The sequence below is a fragment of the Candidatus Poriferisodalis sp. genome, from assembly GCF_965221945.1.
In the GTDB taxonomy this organism is placed as follows: domain Bacteria; phylum Actinomycetota; class Acidimicrobiia; order Acidimicrobiales; family Poriferisodalaceae; genus Poriferisodalis.
The window spans coordinates 796,226-811,673 of the sequence record NZ_OZ244925.1 but is presented as its reverse complement, the minus strand read 5'-3'; the positions used below and the strand labels follow the sequence as shown (position 1 = coordinate 811,673).

At 65.4% G+C, this 15,448-nt stretch carries 14 protein-coding genes and 1 tRNA gene; 2 read left to right on the top strand and 13 right to left on the bottom strand.

Features of this window, described 5'->3' with window-relative positions:
- Window positions 1–65 precede the first annotated feature (65 nt).
- The 8 genes from rodA to clpX form a co-directional block, all read right to left on the bottom strand.
- Complete coding sequence (gene rodA, locus ACOQPH_RS03770; protein WP_420623401.1) at window positions 66–1,235, bottom strand: rod shape-determining protein RodA; 1,170 nt, start codon at window positions 1,233–1,235, stop codon at window positions 66–68.
- Window positions 1,232–3,409 (bottom strand): penicillin-binding protein 2, encoded by a 2,178-nt coding sequence (mrdA, locus tag ACOQPH_RS03765; RefSeq protein ID WP_420623400.1) that lies wholly within the window; start codon window positions 3,407–3,409, stop codon window positions 1,232–1,234. Before mrdA ends, rodA begins: the two co-directional genes overlap by 4 nt.
- Complete coding sequence (locus ACOQPH_RS03760; protein WP_420623399.1) at window positions 3,402–3,935, bottom strand: hypothetical protein; 534 nt, start codon at window positions 3,933–3,935, stop codon at window positions 3,402–3,404. The genes mrdA and ACOQPH_RS03760 overlap by 8 nt, the downstream gene beginning before the upstream one ends.
- Before the next feature lie 16 nt (window positions 3,936–3,951).
- A complete protein-coding gene (mreC, locus tag ACOQPH_RS03755) occupies window positions 3,952–4,821 on the bottom strand; it encodes a rod shape-determining protein MreC (RefSeq protein WP_420623398.1) in 870 nt (289 codons plus the stop codon).
- A gap of 53 nt (window positions 4,822–4,874) precedes the next feature.
- Window positions 4,875–5,891, bottom strand: coding sequence for a rod shape-determining protein (locus tag ACOQPH_RS03750; RefSeq protein WP_419554843.1), 1,017 nt, complete (start codon window positions 5,889–5,891; stop codon window positions 4,875–4,877).
- Window positions 5,892–5,932: 41 nt separating this feature from the next.
- The gene (gene ndk / locus ACOQPH_RS03745) at window positions 5,933–6,379 is read right to left on the bottom strand and encodes a nucleoside-diphosphate kinase (protein WP_420623397.1); all 447 of its coding nucleotides are present in this window, start codon (window positions 6,377–6,379) and stop codon (window positions 5,933–5,935) included.
- Between the two features lie 63 nt (window positions 6,380–6,442).
- Complete coding sequence (locus ACOQPH_RS03740; protein WP_420623396.1) at window positions 6,443–7,867, bottom strand: bifunctional folylpolyglutamate synthase/dihydrofolate synthase; 1,425 nt, start codon at window positions 7,865–7,867, stop codon at window positions 6,443–6,445.
- Window positions 7,864–9,129: an ATP-dependent Clp protease ATP-binding subunit ClpX gene (gene clpX / locus ACOQPH_RS03735; RefSeq protein ID WP_420623395.1), complete on the bottom strand. Its 1,266-nt coding sequence runs from the start codon at window positions 9,127–9,129 to the stop codon at window positions 7,864–7,866. The genes ACOQPH_RS03740 and clpX overlap by 4 nt, the downstream gene beginning before the upstream one ends.
- Window positions 9,130–9,320: 191 nt before the next feature.
- Here clpX and tig point away from each other — a divergent pair, with 191 nt between their 5' ends.
- Together tig and ACOQPH_RS03725 are read left to right on the top strand one after the other, a co-directional pair.
- Window positions 9,321–10,826: a trigger factor gene (gene tig, locus ACOQPH_RS03730; RefSeq protein WP_420623394.1), complete on the top strand. Its 1,506-nt coding sequence runs from the start codon at window positions 9,321–9,323 to the stop codon at window positions 10,824–10,826.
- 35 nt (window positions 10,827–10,861) lie between these two features.
- Window positions 10,862–11,503, top strand: a complete 642-nt coding sequence (locus ACOQPH_RS03725) for an ATP-dependent Clp protease proteolytic subunit (RefSeq protein ID WP_420624300.1) — start codon at window positions 10,862–10,864, stop codon at window positions 11,501–11,503.
- Between the two features lie 4 nt (window positions 11,504–11,507).
- Here the strand turns inward: ACOQPH_RS03725 and ACOQPH_RS03720 are convergent.
- From ACOQPH_RS03720 to ACOQPH_RS03700, 5 genes are all read right to left on the bottom strand, one after another.
- Window positions 11,508–11,579: transfer RNA gene (locus ACOQPH_RS03720), tRNA-Gly, on the bottom strand.
- Window positions 11,580–11,614: 35 nt separating this feature from the next.
- Window positions 11,615–12,772: a glycine cleavage T C-terminal barrel domain-containing protein gene (locus tag ACOQPH_RS03715; RefSeq protein WP_420623393.1), complete on the bottom strand. Its 1,158-nt coding sequence runs from the start codon at window positions 12,770–12,772 to the stop codon at window positions 11,615–11,617.
- A gap of 44 nt (window positions 12,773–12,816) precedes the next feature.
- Complete coding sequence (locus ACOQPH_RS03710) at window positions 12,817–13,770, bottom strand: SDR family NAD(P)-dependent oxidoreductase (RefSeq protein WP_420623392.1); 954 nt, start codon at window positions 13,768–13,770, stop codon at window positions 12,817–12,819.
- Between the two features lie 199 nt (window positions 13,771–13,969).
- The gene (locus tag ACOQPH_RS03705) at window positions 13,970–14,923 is read right to left on the bottom strand and encodes an SDR family NAD(P)-dependent oxidoreductase (protein ID WP_420623391.1); all 954 of its coding nucleotides are present in this window, start codon (window positions 14,921–14,923) and stop codon (window positions 13,970–13,972) included.
- Between the two features lie 3 nt (window positions 14,924–14,926).
- Complete coding sequence (locus tag ACOQPH_RS03700; RefSeq protein WP_420623390.1) at window positions 14,927–15,439, bottom strand: VOC family protein; 513 nt, start codon at window positions 15,437–15,439, stop codon at window positions 14,927–14,929.
- Between the last annotated feature and the right edge of the window lie 9 nt (window positions 15,440–15,448).

Here is a 15,448-nt window from a genome sequence, read left to right as displayed (position 1 = left end):
CTCCAACGTTACCGGCCCCTGTGGATAATGAAGCGTTTCAGCGCGCCGTGGTTGCTGGTACGCCCTTAGAGGGCGTAGCGGCGCGATCCGACGCTGATGACGATGCCCACGGCGGCGAAGGCCGTGATGGTGCCCGAACCGCCATGGCTCATGAGCGGCAAGGGGATGCCCGTAATCGGCATGATGCCGATCGTCATGCCGATGTTCTGGAACACCTGGAACAGCAACATGGAGAGGACGCCGACGACAAGTAATCGTCCGAAGGGGTCGCTGGCGACGCGGGCTATCTGCCAGATGCGCACCGACATGTACGCATAGAGCGCGAGCAGGAGCGAGCCGCCGACGAGGCCGAATTCCTCCCCCAGCGCCGTGAAGATGAAGTCGTTGTGCTGTTCGGGTACCAGGGAGAGGTTCGTCTGCGTGCCCTGCTTCCAGCCCTGACCCCAGATACCGCCCGCACCGATGGCGATCTGGCTCTGCCGCAGGTTGTAGGAGGCCTCCAAGGGCTCGAAGTCTTGATCCAGGAAAGCCGTCAGGCGGTTTCGCTGCGTCTCATTCAGCAGCCGAGGCCCCTGGAGAGCGTCGATGCTGAACACCAGCACGAGAGCCAGGACGCCGGCCAGCGTGATGACGACGATGTGCCGCAGCTGCGCACCCGCGACGAGCAGCATGCCCATCGCAATAGCCACGAAGACCAGCATCGTGCCGAGGTCGGGCTGCAGGTAGATCAGGCCCATCGGCACCACCAGCAACAGCCCGGCGTTGAACAGCGTGTCGAAACGCAGGTACCCCTCGTGGCTGGCAACGAATGCGGCCAGCGACACGATCACGATGAGCTTGGCGAACTCCGAGGGTTGCACCTGGAATCCGAACGCCGGCAATTCGAACCAGGATCGCGCGTTGCGAATCTCCGGGCCCCAGCGCAGGAGTGCCCCCAGCGCGATCAAGACTGCGAGGTACGCAGGCGTGGCGTAGAAGCGCAGCGCCCGGTAATCGACAACGGCGGCGACGACCATGACCACAATGCCGATCCCCACGAAGATCGCTTGACGGCGCGCCACGGTCCATGGATCGCTACCTTCGAAGGAGAGGCTTCGCCACGTCGAGGCGTAGTTCATGGCGATTCCCAGGCACGCGATCGCAACCGCAGACAGCGCCAACGTGTAGTCGGCGAACCAGGCCGGAGATCGCAATTCACGCCGGGTTTGTGTGCGATTCAGCAGACGCCCGATCACGACGCCACCTCCACCCTGCGGCGGGGCAGATCGCCCAGGAGCGCTCCGTCGATCTGGTCCACATCGGGGATGCCGTCGCCGTCCGCGTCAGAGGGCGTGTTGGCCCGTGGCAGCTGGATGCCCCACGGGCAGCCTTCAGGCACATAGCCCAGGAACGCCGGATCGCTTCGCAGCGCCTCTGGCACTTCAGGGCACTCGGGCTGGGGCGGCACGAACGCAATCTGCGGCTCGGGCCAGCGCTGCTCGTAGGCCCGCACCGCCTCAATGATGCGCCGAGCCACTGGCGCTGCCGCCTCGCCGCCGTATCCAGCCTCCTCCATGACGACAACGACGGCATAGCGAGGGTCATGCGTGGGTGCCCACGCGACGAACACCGCAGTGTCCTCCTTCTTGCGTCGCAGCACTGCGTTCAGACCCTGCGCCTGCGCCGTGCCGGTCTTGCCCGACACCCGGTAACCCTCGTGGTCGTAGCCCTCGAACGCCCTGGCGGCAGTGCCTCGCAACCGGGAGTTGGTGACGTTGCTCAACCCTTCCCGCACCACCGAGCTGCCGTCGGGGAAGTCCACGACGTCGAGCACCCTCGGCTCGAACGTGAGCACCGCCTCGCCGAATGTCTCAGCCTCCCGCGACACGACCGCCTCGACAATGTTCGGCGAGAAGCGGGTTCCGCCATTGGCCAAAGTGGCGTAGGCATTGACGAGCTGCATCGGCGTCACCGCCACCAGCCCCTGGCCGATCCCGGTGTTGATGTTGTCACCCGGGAACCAGCGCGACGGCTCGTTGTAGGGGTTATAGGCCTCGGGGCTCAGCTCGAACAGGGTTTTCTTCACGTCACCGTCCGGCACCCGGCCCGTCTTCTCGAATGGCAGCTGCACGCCAGTCGGCGCGCCCAACCCGAGCGATCGGGCCATGTCCTGGATAGCCCACTGCTCGGGACCGTCGATCCAATACAGGTCATCGGAGACCTTGTAGAAGTAGGCGTCGCTCGACCGAGTCAGCGCTCCGGACAGGTCCAGGGTCCCCAGCGCGGCCCGGTCCGAGTTGAAGAAGGTGCAGCGGCCGGTACAGCCCCGCTCGTCGGGAATCTTGTAGTACCCGATGTCGTGGTACGAGGCTCGCGGCGAGATGAGACCCGCTTCGAGCCCGGCAAGCGCCGTCACGGGCTTGAACACCGAACCGGGCGAGTAGGTGCCCTGAACTGCAAGGTTGTTGAGCGCTCCCGGCGAATAAGGGTTCTCGAAGACCGAGCGGTACTCGGCCACGGTCAACCCCTCCACCATCCAGTTGGGGTCGTAGGTCGGGTGCGACACCATTGCGAGCACGTCGCCGTTGCGCACGTCTATGACCACGGCTGCTCCCGTGAGTGCCGGGTAGAAGAAGCCCGAGTCCTCGCTCACCGTCTTGCGGGCTCCGATCAGTCCCTGTCGCAAGTACGACTCCGCCGCAGCCTGCAACTCGACGTCGATTGACAGCACGATGTCATGACCCGGCTCCGGCGGGACATCGGCCAAGATCCGCTGCACGCGGTCGCGCCGGTCCACCTCGAGCTTGGTGCGGCCCGGCTCGCCATGGAGCTCCGCCTCGAATAGACCCTCAATACCTGCCCGGCCGACTCGCTCGTAGGGCAGGTAGCCGTCGTCGATCAGCTCCCTGTGCTGGCGTTCCGACATCGCTCCGACGTAGCCCACGATGTGCGCCGCGATCTCGTTCTGCGGGTACACGCGCACCCAGTCCCATTTGGCCTCGACGCCGGGAATGGACCGCTCGGCCACCCGCAGCAGGCCGTCCTCGTCGAGGCCCGTCGCCACCACTTTGGGGGCGAGCGGGTGCGTGCGCTGGTCGGCAAGGCCCTGGCTGAGCTGGGCGACCGGCACATCGAGCAGGTCGGCCAGTTCGGTCAGCACCGCCTCGGTCTGAGGCTCCGTGTAACTCGAATGGTCGATCGTTACGACACCGGTGCGGATGTTGTCGGCCAGGACCACACCGTGACGGTCGAGGATGCGTCCGCGCGTCGGCGGGGTGATGATGATGCGGACTTGGTTCGACTCCGCAGCTACGGCGAATTGTTCCGACTCGAGCACCTGCAGGTACCACAAGCGAGTGAACAGCGCTCCGAACAGGCCCACCATCACGATGCCCAGGAAGGCCATTCGCCGACGGACGCGCTCATCCACTGTGAGACCTCGTTTCCCGTTCGGCGGTAATGCGCGGGCGGATGATGAGCGCCCAGCGAACCACGCGTTCGAGCAGCCAATTGGTCAGCAGCGACGCGACACCGGTGACGACGGCGATGCGAACAAGCGGAGCCTCCGTCACATAGACGAGATCCATCAGCCAGCCTGCGCTGGCGAACAGGCCGATCCCGCCCGCCGCCAGCACCGACGCCAAAGATGCACGTGCGAACCAGCGCGCCGAGGGGATCTGCTCCGTCACGGTGCCTGACAAGTAACCAACCAACGTCAAGACCAGCAGGGACATGCCGAAAGGCGTGTGAAGGATGAGATCGGAGGCCAGTCCACAACCTGCGCCGAAGGACGCCCCGGTGCTGCGACCGCCGACCATCCCCCCTGCGACGGCGAGCAGCACCAGCGGATCGACAATGACGCCGGCCGGGGTGATGTGCGCCAGCAAGCCGACGTGCGCCATGACAGCAGCAACCAGCACCAGCGCCGATCGGGCCAGCGGCCCGGCACCTGCCATCACTGCCGGTCCCCTCTCACGATGCCCCGTCCGTATTGACGGGGGTGACCGGGGTGTCTGATGGCTCGCGATCGACAATCACCGGCTCGGGGACATCGGGCTCGTAGAGCAGCACCTGCACCCATCGCAGCCGCGTCAGATCTGCGGCAGGGTGGACGGTGACTCGCTGCGCTCCCCGGACTGCGTCGGGCTCGACATCGGTGACCGTGCCCACAAGCAGCCCGGCGGGAAACGTGCTTCCCTCAAAGCCGCTGGTCACCACGGTCTCGCCTGGGATGACGACCGTCTCAAGCTCGATGTAGCTCACCTCCAGGTCGCGACCCGGGCCTCGTCCCGAGGCCAATCCGTCGTCTCCGGATCGGACGATGCGCACGCCGGCGTCGAAGTTGGGATCTGTCAGCAGCTCTACCCGCGAACGAGTGGTGCTGGCCTGCACGACGCGCCCGACCAAACCGTCGCCGCTCTCGACCGGCATTCCCTCGCGTATGCCGTCCCGGCGTCCTTTCGCCAGCTCGATCGTGCGTTCGAAATTCGACACCGGTGCATCAATGACTCTCGCTGTGACCCGAGGGATTGCTCGGGCGGTGTCACGGGCGCCCACCAGAGCGAGCAGTTCCTGCCGGTCCCGTTCCAGCTCGCCGACGCGCAGCACCGATGCCTGCGCTTGCGCCAGCTCGCCGCGCAGCTCTGCGTTCTCGGCCTCTAAGTCGTCGAAGCTGACGACCCCGCGCCAAGCGTTGCGAAACGGCCCGACCACCCAGTCTCCGAAGGTTCGCACCGGTCCCAGCAGGTCCAGCGCTGCGCCGCGCGCGGTGTCCAGCACGCCGCCAGAGCCACGTGCGTCGAGCGTCAACAGTGCAATGGCCGTCACAACGAGCAGGGCCAAGCGGAGCCAGGTGCGTCTCCGAATGCCGGCGCGGCGGGCCACGGCCGGGGGCGTCAGCGCCCCTCGGTGGACGAGTACAGCACTCCGTGGAGGACGTCGAATTCTTCGAGCGTCTGGCCGGAGCCACGCACGACGGCGAACAGCGGGTCCTCCGCGATGTGAACTGCAACGCCTGTTTCCGAGCGCAGTCGATCCGGCAGACCGCGCAGCATCGCTCCGCCGCCGGCAAGTGTGATGCCGTAGTCCATGACGTCGGCTGCCAACTCCGGCGCGGTGTCGTCGAGCGTCGCCTTCACCGAGTCGACGATTGCGCTGACGGGTCCCGCAATTGCTTCGCGGATCTCGACGCTGTCGACGCTGACCGATTCGGGAAGCCCACTCACCATGTCGCGGCCACGGACCTCGGCGTAGATCTCCTGCTGCAGCGGCCACGCAGAGCCCAGCGCTAGCTTGACTTCCTCTGCGGTGCGCTCGCCAACGATGAGGCCATGCTCCTTCTTGACGTGAGCAACGATGGACGCGTCGATCATGTTGCCGCCGACGCGGGCAGAACGAGCCGTCACGATCCCGCCGAGCGAGATCACGGCGACTTCAGTGGTGCCGCCGCCGATGTCGACGATCATGCTCCCCTGCGCCGTCTGAACCGGCAGCCCAGCGCCGATCGCCGCTGCCATCGGCTCCTCGATGATGTACGCCCGGCGTGCACCTGCATACTCGGCGGCTTCCAGTACTGCGCGCTGCTCCACTCCGGTGATTCCCGACGGCACGCAGATCACCATGCGCGGCTTGGGCCAGCGCGTCTGGGTGACCTCGTTGATGAAATGCCGGAGCATCTTCTCGCAAATGTCGAAGTCGGCAATCACGCCGTCTTTGAGCGGACTGATCGCTGTGATGTTCCCTGGCGTTCGACCGATCATCCGCTTGGCCTCTTGGCCGACGGCCAGCGAATTGCCCGTCATCGAATCGACGGCCACTACCGAGGGCTCGTTGAGCACGATTCCCCGGCCGCGAACGAACACGGTCGTGTTCGCAGTACCGAGATCGACCGCGATGTCCTTGCCGCCGAACATGTGTCCGCGCCGGCGGGGTCGGGACGGCCCGTTCGCCGCCATCAGCTGCCGACCTTGTTGTTCGACGGGACGACGGACGGAAAGAACAGGGCGATCTCTCGCTGGGCGGAGGCTTCGCTGTCGGAACCATGCACGAGGTTCTCGGTGGGAGACAGGCCGTAGTCGCCCCGGATGGTGCCGGGTGCGGCAGCGGCGGGATTGGTGGCACCCATCAGGGTGCGCACGACGGCGAAGACGTCGCCGCCTGCGTCGGCAGGGCCTTCCAGCACCATGACGATCGATGGCGAGCGCGTGATGAAGTCCAGCAGTGGCGCGCAGAACGGCTTGCCAGCGTGTTCGGAGTAGTGCCGCTTGGCAGTATCGCGTTCGATTGTCCGGTGCTCCAAGGCCGCGATGGTGAGCCCCTTGCGCTCGAACCTGCCCAGGATCTCGCCGACGAGGCCGCGCTCGACAGCGTCAGGCTTGCAGATCACCAGCGTTTGCCGCATCGCTGTCTCCCTCAGCCTGCTGCCTCGCACCGACGCGTTGCGCGATGGGCTGCGCGCCAGAGACTAATGCGGGTGACTCCCCAGCAGTCGCCGGGCTTCGGCAGCGATGTACAGCGAGCCGCTCACCAACACGATCCCATCGGGACCGGCCCGGTCGCGGGCGTGCTGCAGCGCATCGGTGACGCTCGCAGCCGCGATGATGTCGAGCGGCCGGTCACGGCCGGCCGCTGCGTTCTCTACAGCAGCGGAAACCTCGCTCGGCGGGATCGCACGCGGCCATGACGCCGCAGTTGCAACAACCGCATCGAATGGCTCAAGATCGAGCGCTTCGCAGAACTCGCCGGGATCGTGTGGTCTGTTGGCACCGATCACGAGCACATTCGAGCCGTCCGTGCCTGCCTGCGAAGCGACTTGCGGCTCTCCCGCCAGCGTCGAGCCCATGGACAACGTTTCCGCCAGCGTTTCTCGCAGCGCAGCGGCACCAGCGGGATTGTGGGCCCCGTCGATGACCACCGTCGGCTGACGATTCACGATCTCAAAGCGCGCCGGCAGGGTGATGTCCCCGAGCGCGGCAGTGATCACATCGTCGTCGAGGCTCCGGCCGAAGAATGCCTCAACCGAGCTGATGGCCGTGGCGACGTTGATCGCCTGGTGAGCACCGTGGAGTGGCACGAAGTGATCGGCGTGCTCCCCAAACGGTGTGCGGACAGTCACGAGCTGACCGCCGACGGCGGGTTGGCGGTCGGCGACATCCCAGTCGACGCCGCGGCGCCACAGCTCAGCGCCGATCCCTGCCGCCGTGACGGCCACAATCTCGACGAGCTCAGGGGCCGTCTCGCCGCAGACGACGATCGCCCCTGCGGAGATGATCCCGGCCTTCTCCGAGGCAACGTTCGCCAATGTGGGCCCGATGATCTCGAGGTGGTCGGCGCCGACGTTGGTGATGACTGCCACTGCAGCGTCCACCACGTTGGTGGCATCCCAGCGGCCGCCCATGCCGACTTCGATCACGTTGACGTGCGCAGTGGAGGCGAACCAGTTGTACGCGGCGGCAGCCATCACCTCGAAGTAGTTCGGCCGCTCGCCGCAGCGCTCGGTCACCATCGACTCGAAGACGGCGACCTCGCTGATCGCCGTTGCGAACGACTCGTCGTCGAGCGGCTCGTTGGCCACGGTGATCCTGTCGTTGACGCGCTCGATGTGGGGTGACGTGTAGCTGCCCGCGGCAAGCCCGCACGCCCCGAGCAGCGCAACTGATAGCCGCGCCGTGCTGCCTTTGCCGTTCGTGCCGGTGATGTGGATGGCCGGCACGCTGTCCTGCGGGTCGCCCAAGACACCCATGAGTGTCCACATGCGATCCAGCGTGGGTGCCGTCGCCTCGGGGCTGCCGAGCAGCCGTTCGAGGTCGATATGGGAATCCAGCCAGTCGAGTGCGGCCTCGTAGTCGCGCAGCGGCCCGGCTGCCGCTCCGGTCGGCGCAGGGCTCAAGATGCGCGGCGTGTGACGGTCGAACGGGGCACCAGCGTGGGATTCACCTTGTCGAGGACCACGCTCCGGTCGACGATGCAGCGGGCCACGTCATCGCGGCTCGGCAAGTCGTACATCAACCCCAGCAAGACTTCCTCGAGGATCGCCCGGAGCCCCCGCGCGCCCGTGTTGCGGAGCATCGCCTGATCCACGATGGCTTCGAGAGCATCCTCAGTGAATTCGAGTTCGACGTCGTCAAGCTCGAACATCCGGCGGTACTGGCGCACCAGCGAATTCTTCGGCTCGGTGAGGATCCGGCGCAATGCGTCGGGACCCAGCGCGTCGACGACGCCGACGACGGGGAGCCGGCCGATAAATTCGGGAATCAGGCCGAAGTGGCGCAGATCTTCGGGCAGCACATCGGGCAGCACGTCGAGCGCTGAGCTGCCGGCAGCGTTGCGCAGCGTCGCTCCGAATCCGATGCCCCGCTCCCCCACACGGTCAGCAATGATGCGCTCGAGGCCGTCGAACGCGCCCCCGCAGATGAACAGCACGTTGCTGGTGTCGATCTGCAAGAACTCCTGGTGAGGGTGCTTGCGGCCGCCCTGCGGAGGCACCGAGGCCACGGTGCCCTCGACAATCTTCAGCAAGGCCTGCTGGACGCCCTCGCCTGAGACGTCGCGGGTGATCGAGGCGTTCTCGGCTTTGCGGGCGATCTTGTCGATCTCGTCGATGTAGACGATGCCGGTCTCGGCGCGCTTCACGTCGAAGTCGGCCGATTGGAGCAGCTTGAGCAGGATGTTCTCGACGTCTTCTCCCACGTAGCCGGCCTCGGTCAGCGCCGTGGCATCAGCAATGGCGAACGGCACATTGAGCATGCGCGCCAAGGTCTGCGCCATCATCGTCTTGCCGCAGCCCGTGGGGCCAATCAGCAGGATGTTCGACTTGGCAATCTCGACATCCTCACCAGCACCAGGTCCGGAGGGCTCAAGACGCATCCGCTTGTAGTGGTTGTAGACGGCCACCGACAGGATCGTCTTGGTCTTGTCCTGGTCGATGATGTAGTCGTCGAGGAAGGCAAAGATCTCGCGTGGCTTGGGGACTGACTCGAAGGGCGTCTCGGTCGATGTCTCGACCTCGTCGTCGATGATCTCATTGCACAGGTCGATGCACTCGTCGCAGATGTAGACACCTGGGCCCGCGATGAGTTTGCGCACCTGTTTCTGGGATTTGCCGCAGAACGAGCACTTGAGCAGCTCGCTGCCCTCGCCGAACTTCGCCACGCTGCACCTCCCTCCTGCTGAGACTTGGTCGTCGGTAGATATACAAGGCTCGCACACGGTCCGTCCGCACGCGACCTCACAGTTGCTCGCCAAGGATGGCACAGCGCGCACTGAACAGTGCGATCTGTTTCATCCCGGCCGCTCGGTATCCACGGGGAGCGGTCGAGACGCACCGGTAGGCTCTGCGCTTCGTGAAGACGACGCTGACGCCGCTGGATTCAGCGGATTTCATCGGGCGCGCGCCGATTCCTGAACCCGATCCTCCGGTCGAGGACGAGACGCCGGCTGACCCCGACACCGACGACTCCAGCGACGGCGAGACTGCGACAGAACGAATTGTCGGTCCCCGCGTCAAGCTGACCGTCGAGGTCGACGCCGAGACGTTCGACGCCGACATCGAGGCTGCGTTCCGCAAGCTGGCCCGTGAGGTGCGCATTCCCGGATTCCGACCCGGCCGCGCACCGCGACGGGTGCTGGAATCGCACTTCGGATCCGAGGTTGGGCGCGCACAAGCGCTCGAAGAAGCGGTGCCCCGCTACTACGCCCAGGCGGTGCGTGACAACCACGTCGACGTGGTGAACCAGCCTGAACTCGAGCTCACTCTCGATGGAAGCGAAGGGCCGGTGGCGTTCGAGGCGACGGTCGAGATCCGACCGGTGGTGTCGATCTCGGGCTACAAGAGCCTGCAGGTCGAGATTCCAAGTCCCGAGCCGCCCGAGTCCGAGATTGACGCCCGCGTCGACGAGACGCGCCGCCAGTTTGCCGATATCGCGGACGTGGAGCGCTCCGCAGAAGTTGGCGACCGTGTCACGATCGACATCGAAGGGTCCGTGGACGGCGAGGCGCTGCCCGGACTCTCAGCCCAGGACTACCTCTACGAGGTCGGCAGCGGTGGCATCGTGCCCGAGGTCGACGAGCAGCTCATCGGCTGCGAGGCCGGGATCGAGTTGTCGTTCAGCGCGCCACATCCGGTGCAACCCGACATGGACATCGACTTCGAGATCAACGTCAACACGGTGTCGGAGTTGGTCCTGCCTGAACTCACCGACGACTGGGTCGACGAGAACACCGAGCACGACTGCATCGCGGACCTTCGCGAGGCCACGGCACGACAACTGAGCTTCGGCCGCATCATGCAAGCCAATATGGCTCTGCGCGACGAAATACAGAAGCAACTCGCCGACCTTGTCGATGGACCGGTTCCCGATGCCATGGTGAGCGGGGCAATTGCGGATCGCATGTCAGAGCTGGGCAGCGGGCTGCAGCAGCGAAACATGACGATCGAGGACTGGTTGGAGGCAACGGGCCAGGAGCCTGCGTCGTTCATCGGGGAATTGCGAGACGATGCTGATCGTGGCGTGCGTTTGGATCTGGCTCTACGTGCCCTGGCCACGGCTGAAGACCTGCAAGCCGACGACGATGACATCGACGCAGAGTTGGAACGGACGGCAGCCAACGATGGCCGCAGCCCGGCCCAGCTGCGCGACGTCATGGCAGATGCCGATGGACTCGCTCACCTCACATCAGCGATTTGCAAGGGCAAGGCGCTTCAATGGGCCATCGAAGCCGCCACACTCATCGGACCGGACGGCGACGCCATCGACCGCTCAGCGCTCGAATTCCCGTCGCCCGATGACTCGCAGAGCGTTGACGACACCGAAGACGCAATCGACAAAGACGACAAGGACACACCGTGACGACCGAGTTCTCCGCACACGCGGATCAATCTGATATCAGCGCCGGACGGCACAGTGCCCGCAATTACCTCGTGCCCACCGTCGTGGAACAGACCAATCGGGGTGAGCGGGCGTACGACCTGTACTCCCGGCTGTTGAAGGAGAACATCATCTTCTTGGGCACGCCGATCGACGATGTCATCGCCAATCTGGTGTGCGCGCAGCTGATCCACCTGGAGTCGGAAAATCCCGACAAGGACATCAACATCTACATCAACTCGCCCGGTGGGGACCTCAGCTCGCTGTTCGCCATTTACGACACGAGCCAGTACATCCGCAACGACATCACCACTATCTGCCTCGGCCAAGCGGCCTCTGCCGCTGCGGTGCTGCTGGCTGCGGGCACGCCGGGCAAGCGCATGGCGCTGCCCAATGCACGGGTGCTCCTGCACCAGCCCTACGGGCAGGCGATGGGTCAAGCCACCGACATCGAGTTGGCAGCGCGCGAGATCGACCGGATGCGCGAACGGCTTGAGCGGATCATTGCACACCACACCGGCCAGGAGATCGAGCGTATTCACACCGATACCGACCGCGACTTCATCATGGATGCCGAAGCCGCCAAGGAGTACGGGATCATCGACGAGGTGATCGCGAACCGCCAGGTGCTCGAGGACGGCCCGATCCGCGCTGCGTAAGGTGAGCGGACGACGGGAATCGAACCCGCATCATCAGCTTGGAAGGCTGAGGTTCTGGCCGTTGAACTACGTCCGCGGAGGCGGTCAGGGTAGCGGCGCGACGTTGGCGGCCTAGTTCGGCCCGACAGCAGCCTTGGAGCCAGGCGGCAGATTGAAGGGCAGTTGCGTCGTCATGGCTGAGCGGTCGATGCCGTCGAGATTGACCCGCAACGCCGTGTCCGGCTCGAACCAGGGCTGATCGAGCAGCGCGAGGCCGATGTTGGTGTCGAACCTCGGCGAGCGAGCAAGCGCTCGCAGCGTGCCGACTGGGTGACCGTCGGGGCACTGCACGGTGCGCGGCGACCGCATTGGCGACGGCGGGTCGCCATCGACGACGAGACCGACGAGGCGTCGCTGGGTGCCCGAGGCCCGCCGAGCCACCAACGCGGCTTGGCCGATGAAGTCGTGTCCCGCTCGATGGTCACCATCGTCTTCCGGGCTGACGAACCGGCTGATTCCGGCCTCGTCGGGATCTGTCTCGGGATCGGTATCGCCGCCGAAGGACAGCAGGAAGCTCTCGATGCGCTCGGCGTTGTTCGGCGCGCCCACTGCAAGCCCGAATGGTCGACCCGCTTCCCACAGCAGGTCCCAGAGCTCTTCTCCCCGAGAGCCGTCCATCAAGAAGAGCTCGAAGCCGTCTTGGCCGGACCACCCAGATCGACACACGATCATGGGGATGCCGTCGTGCTTGTGGCGGACGAAACGGAAGAAGCGCACGTCGCGCACCCAGTCCCCCAACGCCGCCGCCACGACATCAGCGGCGCGGGGGCCTTGGATCGCAAGCGGCCAGACGTCCGGCTCGGTCACGTCGACGTCGAATCCGCGTTCGCCCGCCACCGCTCGTGCCCACAGCAGCACGTCGCTATCGGCAATCGAGAGCCAGAACGTCGTCTCATCGATTCGCAGCGCCATCGGGTCGTTGACAAGTCGACCCTCGTGGTCGCACATCGGCGCATAGCGGGCCGCACCGACCTCGAGGTCCCGCAAGTCTCGGGCGCAGAGATACGTGACCAATCGGTGCGCATCCGGTCCGGCGATCTGCACTTGACGCTCGCAGCCGACATCCCAGATCGCCGCAGATTCCGTCAGTGCCCGGTAGTCCGCAGCAGGATCATCGGTGCTGATAGGCAGCACGGTGTGGTTGTAGACCATCGCCTTGGTCATGCCTGCTGCTACCGCGCGGTCAGTGAACGGCGTGATCTTGGTCCGGGGACCGATGATCAGCTCCACCCCGAGCTCCAGCCCTGCGAGGCGAACTAGCGACCGGTACGCAGCTAGGTGCCAATCGCCTGCAAGTGGCCTGCGTCGCGCAGCCGCTCGAAGAACTGCGGTTCGTAGGCGGACTCAGAGTCTGCACGCACTGCGGTGTCGATGGCGTGCGCATCTTCGCCGACCAGGATCCGCCAATCGCCCGCGAGGACTCCCGCCAGGATGATCTGGGCAGCTTGAGCGGCTGTCGTCGGGGCATCGACACGGAAACGGGTATTGCGATCGACGACCAGCGCCTCGATCTCGGCATCGCTGAACTGATCGATTGGGATCCCCCGGGCCGCCATTGTCTTGCGCCGCAGTGGGATATCGAGACCATGCGCCTCGATGCTGTTGAACGCGATCGAGGTGCCGATGTGACCGGGCATGACGACGTGGGCGCTGACGTGCGGCGCGTGGAGCGCGAGGTCCACCATGAGTGCTTCGGTGAGGCCCTTCACGGCGAACTTCGCAGCGGAGTAGGACGTGTGGGGCACGCTTGGCCCGACGGTCGCCCAAAACCCGTTGATGCTGCTGGTGTTGACCATCGCCGCCGCATCTGAGCGGACGAGCAGGTCCATGAAGGCACGTGCGCAATTCAGTACCCCGTTCCAGCACACCTCGAAGGTCTTGTCCCACGCTGCGCGTTGATCATCGATGACGAAACTGCCGCCGCCGCTGATACCGGCGTTGTTGAACAGCAGGTTGATGTGGTCGGTCTCGTGGGCAGCGGCGACGTCGGCCGCAAACGCTGCGACGGCGTCAGTATCGGTGACATTGCACAGGTGTGTCGTGATGCGCACCCCTTCGGAGGCGTCCTGACTGGCGAGTTCCGCTGTCTCGGAAAGCGTCTCGCTGTTGAGGTCGCAGGCAGCGACATGCGCTCCCGCTGCCGCGAGTTGGCGAACCAACTCACGGCCCATGCCGGTGCCGCCGCCGGTCACCACTGCGATACGCCCAGCAAAGTTTGATACAGCCATGCGTCTGTCTCCCCCACTTGTGCACGCAGACGCGGCTCCGTGCTGCGTGTTGGTCGGTCGTGTCAACTAGTGCTGAAGTCTCGCAGTGTCACGATGCTTCCGCGTCAATGCCAGACGCGACCTCGCCAGGTCAGCCTTCCGGTGGGCCGCCCGCGAACATCTCGGCAGGTGGTATGAGCACCTCGGCACCGGTGCGCGGCTAGCGGCCGAACGCCTGCAGGTAGCCCGCTTTGCGCAGCCGCTCGAAGAACTCCGGTTCGTAAGCCGACTCAGGATCGGCGCGCACTGCATTGTCGATGGCGTGCGCGTCATCGCCGACCAGGATGCGCCAATCGCTCGCAAGGACACCCGCCAAGATGATCTGGGCGGCTTCGGCAGCTGTTGTCGGGGCATCGTCTCGAAAGCGCGTGTAGAGGTCGAGGACCAATGCCTCAACCTCGGCGTCGCTGGACTGATCGAGCGCCACCCCCCGGGCCGCCACGGTCTTGCGCAACACCGGCGCATCGAGACCGTGAGCGGAGACGCTGTTCAGATCGATCAATGTGCCGATGTGGCCGGGTATCACTACGTGGGCGCTGACGTGGGGCGCGTGCTGCGCGAGATCCACCATCAGCGCCTCGGTGAAGCCCTTGACAGCGAACTTTGCCGCGCAGTACGCCGTGTCCGTCACGCCTGGACCGAGCGACGCCCAGACGGCCATGGCGCTGCTGGTGTTCACGATCGCTGCCGCATCTGAGCGGACGAGCAGGTTCATGAAGGCGCGAGCGCAGTTCAGTACCCCGTTCCAGCACACCTCGAAGGTCTTGTCCCATGCAGCTCGCTGATCGTCGATCACGAAGCTGCCGCCGTGGCCGATGCCGGCGTTGTTGAACAGCAGGTTGATGTGGTCGGTTTCGTGTTGTTCCGTTACCTCCGCGGCGAACGCTGCCACGGCATCTGCGTCGGTGACATCGCACAGGTGCGTGGTGATTCGCACGCCGCTTGCGGCCCGCGACGTGACCAACTCGGCGGTCTGCTCCAGCGTCTCATCGTTGAGATCGCACGCCGCTACGTGTGCGCCTGCCGCTGCGAGCTGGCACACCAGCTCGCGGCCCATGCCGTTGCCGCCGCCGGTGACCACGGCAATACGTCCCGCGAGTTCAGTGACGGCCATGGATCAGCCTTCCGGCGGACCGCCAGCGAACATCTCGGCGGCCGCGGCTTCCATTTCCTCGGGGGTCACGTCTCGCACATGGGTGGCGATTGACCAGTTGTGACCGAAGGGATCGCGGATGCCGCCGAAGCGGTCTCCCCAGAACATGTCCGTCGGCGGCATGGTCAACTCAGCACCTTGCGCCACGGCCGCCTCGATGGTGGCGTCACAGTCGACGACGTAACGGTGCATGGTGACCGAGGAGCCGCCGAGCGCAGCGGGGGCTGATTCCGAGCCGGAAAACTCTGGAAAGTCGTCGGCCAGGAAGATCAGACCGTCGCCCAGGATCAGCTCGGCGTGAATCAGCTTGCTGCCGTCGGGTGTGGCCTGCCGGTTCGCCTCGCGGGCACCGAACGCGGCCGTGTACCACTCGATGGCATCGGCAGCACCGCCGGGCGAACCATCGGTGCGGGCACCAATCGTCATGTAGGGCACGACAAAGGGCCGGTCGGCGGGAATCGGTTGCACATCGCTCATGGCGCGGAC

Coding starts and splice junctions, on each gene's coding strand:
- ACOQPH_RS03760 (WP_420623399.1), bottom strand. CDS start 3,935: ATGGCAGGTGCCGGGCCGCTGGCCCGATCGGCGCTGGTGCTGGTTGCT.
- ACOQPH_RS03750 (WP_419554843.1), bottom strand. CDS start 5,891: ATGTTCGGCGGCAAGGACATCGCGGTCGATCTCGGTACTGCGAACACG.
- ndk (WP_420623397.1), bottom strand. CDS start 6,379: ATGCGGCAAACGCTGGTGATCTGCAAGCCTGACGCTGTCGAGCGCGGC.
- ACOQPH_RS03710 (WP_420623392.1), bottom strand. CDS start 13,770: ATGGCTGTATCAAACTTTGCTGGGCGTATCGCAGTGGTGACCGGCGGC.
- ACOQPH_RS03705 (WP_420623391.1), bottom strand. CDS start 14,923: ATGGCCGTCACTGAACTCGCGGGACGTATTGCCGTGGTCACCGGCGGC.
- ACOQPH_RS03700 (WP_420623390.1), bottom strand. CDS start 15,439: ATGAGCGATGTGCAACCGATTCCCGCCGACCGGCCCTTTGTCGTGCCC.